9 protein-coding genes are annotated in these 14,138 nt (G+C 39.1%); 6 read left to right on the plus strand and 3 right to left on the minus strand.

Annotated features, from left to right (window positions below):
• Positions 1-11 precede the first annotated feature (11 nt).
• From SJY38_RS16225 to SJY38_RS16250, 6 genes are all read left to right on the plus strand, one after another.
• Entirely contained in the window at positions 12-2,336 is a 2,325-nt protein-coding gene (locus tag SJY38_RS16225) for a glycosyl hydrolase (RefSeq protein ID WP_377110227.1), read from the plus strand.
• Between the two features lie 62 nt (positions 2,337-2,398).
• The gene (locus tag SJY38_RS16230; protein WP_348689232.1) at positions 2,399-5,488 is read left to right on the plus strand and encodes a TonB-dependent receptor; all 3,090 of its coding nucleotides are present in this window, start codon (positions 2,399-2,401) and stop codon (positions 5,486-5,488) included.
• 59 nt (positions 5,489-5,547) lie between these two features.
• Positions 5,548-7,383, plus strand: a complete 1,836-nt coding sequence (locus SJY38_RS16235; RefSeq protein ID WP_054983808.1) for a cellulase family glycosylhydrolase — start codon at positions 5,548-5,550, stop codon at positions 7,381-7,383.
• 6 nt (positions 7,384-7,389) lie between these two features.
• Entirely contained in the window at positions 7,390-8,541 is a 1,152-nt protein-coding gene (locus tag SJY38_RS16240) for a lactonase family protein (protein ID WP_377110228.1), read from the plus strand.
• A 29-nt stretch (positions 8,542-8,570) separates the two neighbouring features.
• Positions 8,571-9,542, plus strand: coding sequence for a sugar phosphate isomerase/epimerase family protein (locus SJY38_RS16245; RefSeq protein WP_377110229.1), 972 nt, complete (start codon positions 8,571-8,573; stop codon positions 9,540-9,542).
• A gap of 254 nt (positions 9,543-9,796) precedes the next feature.
• Positions 9,797-10,858, plus strand: coding sequence for an L-dopachrome tautomerase-related protein (locus tag SJY38_RS16250; protein ID WP_377110230.1), 1,062 nt, complete (start codon positions 9,797-9,799; stop codon positions 10,856-10,858).
• A 473-nt stretch (positions 10,859-11,331) separates the two neighbouring features.
• Here the strand turns inward: SJY38_RS16250 and SJY38_RS16255 are convergent, their stop codons facing one another.
• From SJY38_RS16255 to SJY38_RS16265, 3 genes are all read right to left on the minus strand, one after another.
• A complete protein-coding gene (locus SJY38_RS16255) occupies positions 11,332-11,928 on the minus strand; it encodes an HD-GYP domain-containing protein (protein ID WP_004589546.1) in 597 nt (198 codons plus the stop codon).
• 424 nt (positions 11,929-12,352) lie between these two features.
• Positions 12,353-13,087, minus strand: coding sequence for a type 1 glutamine amidotransferase domain-containing protein (locus tag SJY38_RS16260; RefSeq protein ID WP_377110231.1), 735 nt, complete (start codon positions 13,085-13,087; stop codon positions 12,353-12,355).
• Between the two features lie 40 nt (positions 13,088-13,127).
• Positions 13,128-14,087, minus strand: coding sequence for an alcohol dehydrogenase catalytic domain-containing protein (locus SJY38_RS16265; protein ID WP_054983803.1), 960 nt, complete (start codon positions 14,085-14,087; stop codon positions 13,128-13,130).
• Positions 14,088-14,138 lie beyond the last annotated feature (51 nt).

Genomic DNA, 14,138 nt, shown 5'->3' on the forward strand with positions numbered 1-14,138 from the left:
TGGGAAGAATGATGAATAAGACAACATACACACACAAACACTCAAAATTAGCTATTTTAGTCGCTTCAATAATGTTTGCTGGAATATCAGGCTGCGTTGAAGGAGAAAAAATTAATACAGAAACGGCAGAATACACTCCAGAATCTAGACAGCTCGGTGTCATTGCGGGCGAAGACGGTGAGTTTGCACCTGGCGAGCAAGTAACTATTGATGGCCGCTTAGTAGGTACCACCGCAGGCCAAACTATTTTATGGTCGCAAACAGAAGGGGATTCAATTGCAATTGAAGACTGGACTAGTCCAACGCTTAACTTTGTAGCGCCTCAGGTAGAGGCAATTGAAGCATACACATTCGAAATTAAAGCAATCGACGAGGATGGCAGTGTTGTCGTAGATGCTGATGGCAGCGAACTTAAAGATGAAGTTACCATTACTGTTTTTGACCCAGAAAAACTTATTACACTTGAAGCTGAAGACAGTAGTGTTGCAACCTTAAAAGGCACAGTGAGAATAGTTGATAAAAATGATGATATGTATATCGCCGGCCACTCAGGGACTAGCCATACATCAGATATCAACCCAGGCGACTCAGTAACATTCAATGTTAATTTGGATGCACCTGGTTATTACACTGTTTATCTCAACTACGCCATAGGTATCGGCTATGGTGGCAAAGTTGGTCAGGTAAAAGTAAATGGTGTGGTAAGCGAGCTATCACTTGCTGAAACGGGTAAATTTGAACAAATTCGTGTTGATGTTTTTAACATGAATCAAGGGGAAAATACAATTGAAGTTGGCGGAGGCTGGAGCTATTACAGAGTTGACAGTATTCAAATTCTTCCTGCTGCAGCTCCTGCAGCCCCTTTAGCTGTAGAGCCATCTTTAGTTAATCCTAACGCCACAAGTACAACAAAAAAGTTGATGGAGTTTCTAACTCAAAATTACGGTTCATCTACCTTATCTGGTCAAACTGAGTTTCCTGCGAAAGTTGGTAATGAATTCCCTCTAACGAATTTTGACGCAATTGTTGATGCAACAGAAGATGATGCCCCGGCAATTGTAGCCTTCGATTACATGAATTACTCAGCCAGTTATAACGGTAGCGATATCGCTGGATTAACCGATTCAATAATAAAAGCTCACGAAGAAAAAAATATTATTGTGTCTGCACTATTTCATTGGCGTGCCCCAAGCGGTAACGAAGCTGAGCAAGGGTGTTTTTACAGTGATTGTACCTCATTTGATTTAACAGCAGCTCTAGCTGATGAACAAAGTGATGACTATAAAGCGCTGATTAATGATATCGATACTGTAGCTCTTGAGTTAACTAAGCTTGCAAATGCTGACATCCCTGTTTTATGGCGCCCATTACATGAAGCCGAAGGCGAGTGGTTTTGGTGGGGGGCTCATGGCTCTGATGCACTAAAACAATTATGGGAAATCATGTATGAGCGCATGACTAACCATCACCAACTGAATAATTTAATCTGGGTATTCACTCATACACAATCACTAAGTGCAGATTGGTATCCAGGTGACGAGTACGTAGATATTGTTGGCTATGATGGCTATGCAGAGCCAAAGAACGATGATGAAGTCACATTCAAGAGTCAATTTTCAACATTAAAAGATCGCCATAACGGTAAGAAGTTAGTGGCACTTACAGAAACTGGCACTATTCCTAACGTTGAAACTATGCATGAACAAAATGCATGGTGGTCTTTTTTTATAACCTGGAACAGTGAAACTTGGGATACTAGCTCTGTTATAGGACCGCAAGGGGCAGATAAAATAACGATAGATAGTAATTATTCATTTGACGGTATTATCAACTTACTCGATTTACCTAACACGACTGAAAAAGTAGAAGCTGGTACCTATGAAAACTTTGAAGCAAATAGCGATGAGTTCGATATTTCAGCGTGGGAGTTCCAAAATAATTGGTCTCCAACAGATGGTATAAACCTTAGTACAGCATGGTTCTCTGATGGAGCTCAATCTCTTAGTGGCGAGACTCAGTTAGTTGAAGGTGATGATAATATTATTTTGCAAACGTACCCTGAAGGCGGTGTGGTTTTAGGCTCAGTTAATACATTGAAAATTATTGCGCATACAGAAAATGCCGGGAGCGATGTTCAAATTCAGCTATTTGCCAAAGATCAGAATGATGAATGGCGTGATGGAGGTGCAGTGCCTCTATCTGAAAATGGCACTCAGCTATCTCTAGATATTTCTGATTTAAATGAGTTGAGTGGTTTTGGTGTGCGCTTTATGGGGGCTAAAGGGAGTGTAGATACCCCAAGTCAATTTTATATCGACAGCGTTGAATTTGAATAACTAAATCACTGGCTATTTGGCAGCTTTAGGCTGCCCACACACACAACATATAAGGGAAAATTATGAATAATAATACTTTCAAGTATAGCCTTATCGCATCAGGCATTATAAGCGGCGTATTTGCTTCCTCTTCTCTCTATGCTCAAGAAGCAGAGACACAAACAGCTGAACAAGCAGAGAAGGATATTGAGGTTATATATGTTCGTGGTATTAAAAGCTCAATCGTAAAATCGATTAATAATAAAAGATACTCAGACTCAGTGGTTGATTCAATAACAGCTACTGATATTGGTAAATTACCAGATGTTACGATTGCAGATTCACTTCAGCGTATAACAGGCGTACAAATATCACGTTCAGGCGGGGAAGGAGCACAGGTCAACATTCGAGGGTTGCCTCAAGTTGCTACCACTCTCAATGGTGAGCAGATGCTTTCAGCTGGCGGCATAACGACGGTACAACCTAATTTTTCAGATATACCTTCCACAATGGTCTCTGGTATTGATGTTATTAAGTCAGCACAAGGTAAGCATGTTGTAAGTGGTCTAGCTGGCACAATTGATTTGCAAACTGTAAGGCCTCTTTACTTAGATGAAGGTGCTACATTTGTTGCTAAAGGTGAGGCAACACAAGGCTCTATGGGAGATGACACTGATAGTAAGTTCTCTATCTTTGGCGCCTATAATTTAGATGCTAAAACAGCCGTGTCATTAAACCTTAGCTATGACGATGTGAAACTTGCAGATTATTTGATTGGCTCTACTGGAAATGATTGGGGGTTCAATGCAACAGAAAGGTCTAACTTTGTAACAAGTGATGTTGATGCAAACTCAAATGGCAGCTTAGACGATGTGTATTACGCTTTTCAAGGCCATCAGGCTTCAAACAGATTTATAGAAAGAGGGCGTACAGGGGCTAATTTTACTATACAGCATCAATTAAATGATAATTTATTGATCACAGGTGATGTATTTTATACAAAATTAGATGAACATCAGTACCAAGCTGGTTTCGTTGCAAGTCAAGCATGGCAAGGAGAAACAGGCTGGTTTACACCTACAAGTGATGGTTTTACCGCACATGAAAATATTGTTGATGGTGTCGATATAGGCGGTAGTTATAATTCATTTTCAGCTGGGGAGTTGCAAGCTCGACGTACGATGGTCCACTCTGAAACTCATGAAGTAAAAAAAGAAGCACTCAATACGAATTTAGAGTTTGAATATGAAGGCGATGGACCATTTAGCGCTAAATTTAGATGGGTACATGGTACAGCGAAAGATGATCAAGCTGTTAGTTATATAGATGCTTACGTAAACAGTGGCTCTCAGGTAGGTGCGACATATAAAGGTCCAAATGGTGTTCCTTTAGGTAATGCTAATCCGTGGGGTTATGACGGCAGTTTAGCCACATTACCCGATGGGACTCCAGTTGAAGGCTCATATACTCAAATACCTGTAAATATTGCCTATTCAGGTGATAAACAGCATTGGGTCTTGCCTACTATGTCTGTTCTTGAAAATGATGGAACAGTTACAACAGAGCAGTTTGGTACAAATATAGATCGCTATAGCTTAACGTCGAGCAGTTTAGACGGCGTAAATAAAAATGCGGATCTAGATGTATTTCGTTTTGATGGTAAATGGTTATTTGACGGTGATAATCTAATTTCGATGGATTTTGGGGTTCGCTATGCTGTTAGAGAAGTTGAGCAACAAACTTGGCGTGGTGCTGTTGCAAGAACAAACGCATATGGTGACCCATTTTTAGCTCATTGGAAAGATACTGCTTCACAAGCACCAGAAACCTTAGAGTCATTTATAGATAATATAGCATTTACGGATTCTCGTTTAGACGGAAGCGTAACGCAAATTAGTGATTTTCAGGGCGCATCTGGTTTAGGCTCACTGTACTTTATAGACCCAAGAGCAATGAAAGACCCTGTCGGTTTTCATGAAGATATATATGGAACTATCGTACAGACACCTCGAAGCGGTGGTACATACGATTTAGAAGAAACAACATCAACTATCTACGCTCAAGCTAACTTTTCTGGAGAAATAAGCGACTTTACTTACTCAGGTAACGTTGGCCTTCGATACGTTAAAACTGAGTATGATATTAATCAAACTGAATCAGGTTCAGGAACGTCAGCAACTTATAATGGTGTTGAGTACATCATAGAAGGTGCATTAGGCACGCCAGCTCCAGCTGCGGGCACTATTAATACGAAACGTGACTACGATGATTTTTTACCTGCATTAAATCTAAAAGTAGATTTAAATGAAGATATGATTATGCGTTTTGCTTATAGCAAAACATTAACAGTGCACGATACTAATAATCTTGCTGGCGGCATTACAGTAAATCGCACGTTAGCTTGTAATGTACAGAAGTCGAATGGTGCAGATGTTTTCTGTGCTACTAGCGGTAACCAATCAGGCAGCCCTTATTTAGATCCTTGGCGCTCAAGTAATTTTGAAGCCTCTTACGAATGGTACTTTAGTGAAGCTGGTATGTTCTCATTAGGTGCGTTTTATTTAGATATCGAATCGTTTATTTCACGTGAGACCGTTTACCTTCCTATCGCCGATAGTGATGGAGAGGTGCGAGGATATGATATTAACTCTAAAGAGTTTACCGGGACAACGCCTATTCAATCTATTACAAATAGTGAAGGCGGAAATATTAAAGGCCTAGAAGTTAGTTTCCAGCAAGGGCTAGGTACGTTTAGTGACATGCTAGATGGGTTTGGTGTAACAGCTAACTATACTTTTTCACCGAGTGAAAGTGGTTCAAAGGACTACTATGGCAAAGATACTCCTATGGCTGATAACTCTGAGCATCAGTCAAACTTAGCGCTATGGTATGAGAAAGATGGTTTACAAGCTCGTATTGCTCACAATTACCGTAGTAAAAAGTTTATGTGGATTGTTAATAAAGCGCCTTATCAATTTGCTAGGTATCAAGCGCCAACAAACTACATTGATGCCTCTGTAAGTTATGACTTGAATGAAAATATGAATGTTACGTTTCAAGCAACTAACCTTACCGAAGAGTCACAAGAACAATACCTACAGTGGGAAGATCTTGTTGATAAACGTTATATAAACGAACGTCGCTTATCATTAAGTTTCCAATACCGTCTATAAGTCTTGAGGGCAGGGGAAACCTGCCCTACCTTTTTATTTATGATATTTAAGTAGGTTATATGAAAAAAGTATTATTGCTATGTGCACTATTTTTCATCCCTTTTATAAGCTTTGCTGATGGGTTTGATTACTTTATTACTGCAGATAATGGCCGATTAAAAAATGGTGACGAAGATTATCGTTTTATTTCCTTTAATGTTCCCACATTAAATTTTCAAGAAGATGAAATGGCTTTTACGGTAAAAAACCCCTACCGTTTACCTAATGAATTTGAAATGCGAGATATCTTTTCTACTGTAAAAGAAATGGGTGGCCAGGTAATTCGTATTTATACAATTCCAGTTAAAAACAATAATTTCCCTAAAGATGCACCTACGTATGTTGAAGCCCCTGGTAAATTTAATGAGGAGGCATTTAAAGTCACAGATATGATGTTAGCTTTAGCTAACGAATATGAAATTCGTATTATCTTTCCATTATTAAATAATCGTCAATGGATGGGTGGAAGGCCTAACTATGCTGAATTTCGAGGTAAAACAGCGCAAGACTTTTGGGTCGATAAGCAGTTGCGAGATGACTTTAAAAAAACCATTAAATACACGTTGAATAGAAAAAACACAATTACTGGTAAAAAGTATAAAGACGACAAAGCTATTTTGGCATGGGAAACAGGTAATGAACTAACAAGTCCAATTGAATGGACCGTTGATATTACACGTTATATTAAATCGTTAGATAAAAACCACTTAGTAATGGATGGATGGTTCAGTGATGATCTTGATGAGCCAGTAGTAAGAGAAGAGTCATTAACAGAATGGTCTATAGATATTGTATCGTCTCACCATTATGAGCGCGATGCTTCTTTAATACCTCAAAATATTCAAAAAAATATCGATTTAGTCAAAGGCCGTAAAGTTTACATGGTTGGCGAATTTGGTTTTGCCAGTAGTTCTGCAATTGAATCTGCACTTGATAAAGTAATTGATGAGCCCTCGGTTGCTGGCGCGTTAATTTGGAGCCTAAGGCACAGAAGACGAGAAGGTGGGTTTTATTGGCATTCAGAGCCACTAGGGGCTGGTTTATTTAAAGCATTCAGATGGCCAGGGTTTGAGTCAGGTTTAGCTTATGATGAGCAACGCTTGATGACTATGTATCGAAATAAAGCATTCGAAATTCAAAACGCTAAACCAGCTGAAATATCAATACCTGCAGCACCAAAGTTATTACCAATTGAAAACTTACATTCGATTAATTGGCAGGGCTCTATGGGAGCGACTGGTTATAATGTTGAAAGGGCTAAAAGTGATAAGGGGCCTTGGACATTAGTTGGCTATAATGTATCTGATGCAGACGTACCATATTTCCCTCTTTTTCATGATGAAACCGCCCAATTAAATACACCTTATTTTTACAGAGTTGCAGCCATTAATAGCGCTGGTAAATCAACTTATTCAAACGTAGTAGGGCCTGTTGAATCTCGTTACTATGCAAAAATAGATACAATGAAAAACCTGGGTGTTGTAGAAACCAGTAAAGCACTTTTTCCTACCACTGGTAATGATCGCAGCTTTAAAGAGATCCGCAATAGACTATTTGGTGATTATGGTTCAGAAGCTATCTATAAAGTGCCTGGAAAGTTAGCTGAATTTAAATTATTTGCGTTTGAAAAAACTCGCTTCAGTTATTTATCTTTAGAAGGTTCTAACGATAAAAAGAAATGGGTTGATTTAAATGTAAAACCAAGTGTTTATGCAAATAGTGAATCTAATTATGGCTATTGGAAACCTAAAATATATGCGTACAAAGCAGGTACCCCTTTTAAATATATCAAAGTTATATTTAAAGGTGGTGAGGCACATTTGGCACGCACTGAAATTTTATACACTGATAAATAGGCTTACATGTTGTTTAAAATACACTACACCAACATGATAGCACTAATTATTAGCTGTCTTTTATTATCCGTGGCGCCTGTTTGCGCTGCGGATAATAAAAGCAATATTTTAAATATTATTGTTGGCACTTATTCAAATACTTCTTTAGCAAAAGAAGAGCAAGGTGTTTTTTTGCTGCAGTACGATACTGATAAGCATACTTTTAAAGAACCTATGCTTGTATCCAATGCGCAAAACACGTCTTACACGAATTACGATAAATCCACGAAAATTCTTTATAGTGTTATAGAAGAAGGTGCCGGCAGAATTGTTAGTCATCAATGGTCCAAAAACACCTTGTCATTGGAACCGATTGATAGTATCTCAAGTTTTGGGGCTTACCCATGTTTTATAAATATAAACCCTTCCTTTAGCCAGCTAGCCGTTGCAAACTACAATAGCGGTAATATCGCAATCGTTGATTATGATGCCCAAACTGGAAAGTTTAAACGCAATACACAAAACTATACATTTTTTGGTAATAGTGTTGATTTAAAAAGACAGCGTCGCTCCCACGCTCACTGGGTTAAATGGAGTAAAGATAATAAATATTTATACACTGTGAATTTAGGTATAGACAAAATCTTTATTAAATCAGTTGATGACACCAACCACACACTCTCTGACTCAAAGGTGGCGCTCAGCCTTCCTCCAGGCTCAGGCCCAAGACACATGGCTTTTCATCCAAATATGAAAGTGGCCTATGTTATTAATGAGCTCAATAACACATTAACTGTTACAAAAGTTGAAAAATCAGGAAAGCTTAATCACACACAAACAGTTAGCACTTTACCCAAAGGATCTCAAAGTATTAGTCAAGCTGGCCATATGCAAATAAGCGAAGATGGTAAGTTCTTGTATGTAACTAATCGCGGGGACAACAGTATTGGCGTTTATGCAATACAAAGCCAAGGCAACGTGGAGCTTATACAGCATATAGATACACAAGGAGAATGGCCCCGCTTTTTCCTTATCACGCCAGACGGAAAGTCTTTGCTAGTTGCTAACCAACATACCAATAATATCAGCGCCTTTAGTATTAGTAATGACGGGCTGCTCAGTTTCACCGGAAATGATGTAATAATTTCGCATCCGGTTTCTTTAATACCTGTAAATTAATTGGAATAGTCATGATATCAAGACGAAATATGCTCAAATTACTAGCATGTAGCGGGGTTGCTGCATGCACGCCTGCATTTTCAAGTAATAACACAGCAAATGATAAACGATTCGACATCTCTTTATCTCAATGGTCTTTTCATAGAGAGATTTTAGGGGGAAGTAAAAAAGATTACTCTCAATTTATAAAAACACTTCACTCAACTCCTGATGATGTACTTCAAGGAACAATGGATACCACAGACATAGTTATTGCTGCCCGCAAGCTTGGGGTTAGCCATGTCGACTTGGTCAATGTTTTATTCTTCGGCCACGCACAAGATAAAAAGTGGCTTAAAGCATTTAAATCCAAAGCGAGAAATGAAGGAGTAGGTTTTAACTTATTAATGTGTGATGAGACAGGTAAAATTGGCCACGAAACTGTATTAGGAAGAAAGCAAGCGATAGATAACCACTTACCTTGGCTCGAATGCGCTTCAGAGCTAGGTTGCAAACAGCTCCGTGTAAATGCCTATGGGGATGGGAACTATTTAGAGCAATTGCAGCGTTGTAGTGAGTCATTAAATAAATTAGCGGACATTTCTGCGCAATATAATATTGAATTGCTGGTAGAGAATCATGGCAATGCCTCTAACAATGGGGCGTGGCTTGCCATGCTAATGCAAATGACTGCCCATAAGAATGTTGGCGTTTTTACAGATTTAGACAATTTCTTTATGGGTGGGTGGAACCTGTCTCCAAAAAGACTTTACGATAGAACACAAGGGTTAATTGATTTGGCACCCTACACCAAAGGTATCAGCGCTAAAACACATAATTTTACTCTTGATGGAGAAGAAGTATCAATAAACTACCAGCATTGTTTAAACTTATTGGTGGATGAGGGTTTTAATGGTTTTGTAAGTGCTGAATATGAAGGCGACTCTAAAACTGAAATAGAAGGAAGTGACTTAACGGTAAAATTACTTAAAAAGTATCAATACCTGTCAAAATATGAATAATAAATATTCACTATTACAATATTACAAGTTTAATAAAATACAATTTTTGGCTGCTAACATCTCTAAGTTAAGTCACTCATTTAGCCTTTATGTGTTAGCGGCAGGTCTCTTCCTACCGCCTGAAAGTTGAGCTGCAATAGGTTTTCTAGTGACTATCTGTGATGCTTAAGTTTAGTGTAAAATGTTTAATCTATCGCAAGCTAAATGCTATTTAGGCTGGGGCTTACTAAGAAAATTTTAAAAGGTTGATAAACATGAATACAAAGGCAATAAACCAAGGTTTGGTGATTACCGCTATAGCCGCGCTTTTTTCTGTTAATGCGGTAGCAAAAAACGTATCAACTTCTCAGGTTGAATTGGTTGGAGAAATTAAAGGAACGCAAATTACCGGTGTAACCGTTAGTGACAACGGCCGAGTGTTCGTTAATGCGCCGAATTGGCGCGACGGTGTGCGTTTTTCTGTAGCGAATATCACTAGTAATGGTGAATTTGTAGCCTATCCTAATGAGCAAGTAAACGCATGTGTAGCACAAAGTGAGGTACGAAAAGACTGTTTTCTAGCGGTGCAGTCGGTAGTGGCGCACAAAGACAAGCTTTATGTACTTGATACCCGAAACCCAAAATTTCAAGGCGTTATAGATGCCCCGCGTTTGTTTGTTGTTGACTTAAAATCAAACAAAATCGACCAAACACTGCTACTTAGCGATGATGCCTACCACCCAGATTCTTACATCAACGATTTACGTGTAGATGAAAAAACCAATCGTATCTTCATGACAGATTCGGGCCATGCTGGGCTTGTTGTGTATAATCTTGATGATAATACAAGTTATCGAATTTTAGATAACCATGAAACAACAAAAGCCGAAGTCGACACATTAAGTGTTAAGGGGAAGCCATTCAACAATGTCGTTCACTCTGACGGTATAGCGTTGGATAGATTAAACGGCACCCTCTATTTTCACGCTTTATCGGGTTATTCTCTTTACGCTATCGATACATCTGACATTAAACAAGCGTCTAACGAGACGCTTTCCAAAGCTGTGCGTAAGGTTGCAACAACGGGCGCACCTGATGGCATGGTCTACCATCAAGGTAATGTTTATCTAGCAAATCTTGAAACGCAAGAAGTGCAGTATCTCACGCCTAGTCTTGACTTACGCACGCTTGTAAAAGGAGATGCTGTAAACTGGGCGGACACGTTTAGTATTCATAACAACACGCTTTACTATACCAATAGCAAAATACAGGACGCCGGAAGCGATGTAAGTAATATGACTTTCGAAGTTTACAAAACAATAATTTCAAGTCATTAGAATGCTAATCATAGGGTTTAATAGATTAGGCTGCCCACGTTTAGAGATAATAAAGTTAACTGAAAAAACTAAAATGACATACCGTAAAAAATATTCTACATAATTTAAACTGGAGGCCATCGCACTAATTGTTGAATAAAGCTAATGCGATGGCAGCAGGCCTCGAAATCTAGGGGTAAATTCGAATAAGACAGGTTGATGGAGCATGGATATAAAAAGCTATGGTACCAATGTTTGCTAACTAGCACTGAGCCGAACTTCGCAAAGAGCGGCAATTACTAAACTCGTTTTTGGACATAAATGAGTTAGAGCCGAAGGACGGCTCTGTGCCATTTGCAGACATTAGCAACGCCTGAGCTCAGGTGCATTTGAGACAACGCCTGCTTTTGCGTTAGCAAAAAAGTGGGTGGCGGATCAAATGTCATCTGCAGAGACTTTTTAGGCAGCGTTCACCGTATTCTAGAAACGAGCGTTTACGAGGCACGTGCCGAACTGGCCTTTATGACTTTTGTAAACAACAAAAAAATATTTGGATCAAACTTCGTGTCCACTTCATGCTTCAAGATATTCATAGTTTCAAGGTGCGATTTAGCCATGCGGTATGGCCTGCTAGTCGTCAGTGCATCATACGCATCAATGATCGAAAGTATTCGACTACTCAGGGGAATATCGGCACCAGCCAGTCCGTCCGGGTATCCGCTTCCATCAAATGCTTCATGATGATGTCTGACAATAGACGCGACCTCGTCTCTGTTTGTCAGGAATGTCTCACTAATTATTCTCTCACCGATAACCGAGTGAGCCTTTATCTCTTCCCTTTCATCAGGTGTGAGCTTTCCAGGCTTCGAGAGAACAGTATCACGAACTCCAATCTTACCCACGTCGTGTAATTGACTGGCAATACGCAAGTCATCTAATGAGGGGGCACTCAAATCGGCCGCACGGCCCACTTCCAACGCAAGCGCACAGACGCGGTCACAATGGCCTCTAGTATACGCATCGCGCGCGCACAATGCCGTAATGAGTGATGGGTAAGCATTTTCTTGATCTGGTGCGAGGGCAAAAGCCATTGAATATCTCTCCTTGTTCAGCAACGCCTAACAATTTAATAGTGCGCTCATCACGCATATTTTTGCTGACTTCAAGCTCATCTATCCACATTCCAACAAATAACCGAGGGTATTTCAAGATTTTAAATAAATTTAAATGTAGGATATACGCGTTGCTCGTTTGCTTGACTATATGAATAAACGACACAACTTTATCTATTAATTAGCCCTAAATTTAGCCATCCTCAATGACCGGTTATCGCTCTTTTAAGGCATTCGCCTCAACACGTTTTGGGGCATAAACGAGTTAGTACCATAGTCCGATTTGGTACAAAAGTGACGACTAAGCATGATGAAGGCAATCCATCACACTCAGCCATTTTAAAAAAACTTATCTATTTGTTTAGCGAACTATAGCGTTTTTGCCTCTTTAGGCTATTAGCACTTACTTCTTCAATTTTTTAAGTATTTCTTTTGCTAAAAGTGACGATGATTGCGGGTTCTGGCCTGTAATGATATTGCCGTCTACTTTGACAAAAGCAGTGAAATTTTCGCCAGAATTGTACTTAGCACCTTGTTTTTCTAGTGCATCTTGCAACATGAATGGAACCGTTTTATCTAGGTTAATCGCGCGCTCTTCACTGTTACTAAAACCCGCTATCTCTTTTCCTTTTATAATAGGGTTGTTTTCTAAATTTTTAATGCTTAACAACGCTGATACACCATGACATACAGCCGCAATCACTCCATTATTTTTTTGCACTTGCGTGCCAATACGTGCAATATCTGTATTCGGGTAAAAGTCCCATACGCTGCCATGCCCGCCACTAAAGATTACACCTATGTAATCATTACCAGATACATCTTTTAATGCTAAAGAGTTACTTAGTTTATTCGCAGACTCAGGTGTATTTAAAAATGACTGGTTAATATCGTCATGTTCTTTTGTACTATTTGGATCTATGGGAATTCTACCTCCTTTAACACTCGCAATATCAACTTCGTATCCTGCATCAGTTAAAATAATATACGGATGTGAAGCCTCTGAAAGCCAAAGCCCTGTTTTCTCACCGGTATTCCCCAGTTTTGAGTAACTTGTACTTACAATTAAAATTTTATCGGCAGCAACTGCCAGTGAACTCCATGTAAAAAATAGAAATATCCAAACTAGCTTTTTCATTACAAAATCTCCTAGGTATTCTGAATATGCCAAAATAGGCTTAAATAGTTACAACGTATTTCAATGCCTTTCTGTCACTCTTAAATTCTTTTAGTGTTTTATCTAGAGTAGAAAATGGAAAAGTCATGAAGTGGTTGGGTGTGAACTCTTTACGTTTAATTAGCTCCATTAATTGCGAAGCAGCTAACGTAAGTTGCATCCAGTCTTCTTTAGTGCCGTGCTTATGTAAGGCACCTAAGGCAATTTCATGTAAAGAAATGCACTTTCCAAAAGCGGGAAAAGGTGGCTGCTCTATTCGTCCTTGAATTGGAATTAAATGACCATTAGCCTTCACTTTAGTTGAGGTTTCTTCTGCGCTTGATACAGATTTAGTATCAAAAGCGGCATAGAAACTTTCATAATTTATGCTATCTAAATCAGGGTACAGATTATCAACCCCCAGCTCTTTCAGCTCATTATGACGTTTTTCACTGGCAATGGCCGAAACCACAAAGCCTTTATTCATTAATAGTTGTATTAAATATCTTCCTACAGAGCCAGAGGCGCCGTTAACGAGTACCGGTTTTCCTGGGAAAGAAGGAATTTTTTCTACAGCTTGCCAGGCAGTCATTAGTGGGCAAGGTAAGCTAGCGGCTGTTGAAAAGTCTAACTCTTCAGGCATAGGCATAAGTACAGAGGCATTGAGGATCGTACAGTGAGCGAAGCTTCCATCTTTATTTAGGTCTTGATGATAAGCCACACGCTTGTTTAATAAATGATTTAACTTTTCTGAACCCACCTTTTTAATTATTCCAGCACCATCTACACCGGCAATTTGTTTCTCAGCTAAACTACCATTGTCTATGACTTTCCAATCGACGGGATTAATTCCTATCGCTTGATTTTCAACTAATACTTCATCTTCTTTTAAACTTGGTAAAGGCTTTATTGTCATCGATAAAGAGCTTGTTTTACCATCAAAGCTCCATGCAGTTGTATAAGAGGTGTTGTCTTGGTTCATATTTATCCTTGTATTAACTTTTAGGCGTAGACATTAGTTAAAAAGCTTATT

Source organism: Pseudoalteromonas sp. R86517 (assembly GCF_042466295.1).
Taxonomy (GTDB): domain Bacteria; phylum Pseudomonadota; class Gammaproteobacteria; order Enterobacterales; family Alteromonadaceae; genus Pseudoalteromonas; species Pseudoalteromonas atlantica.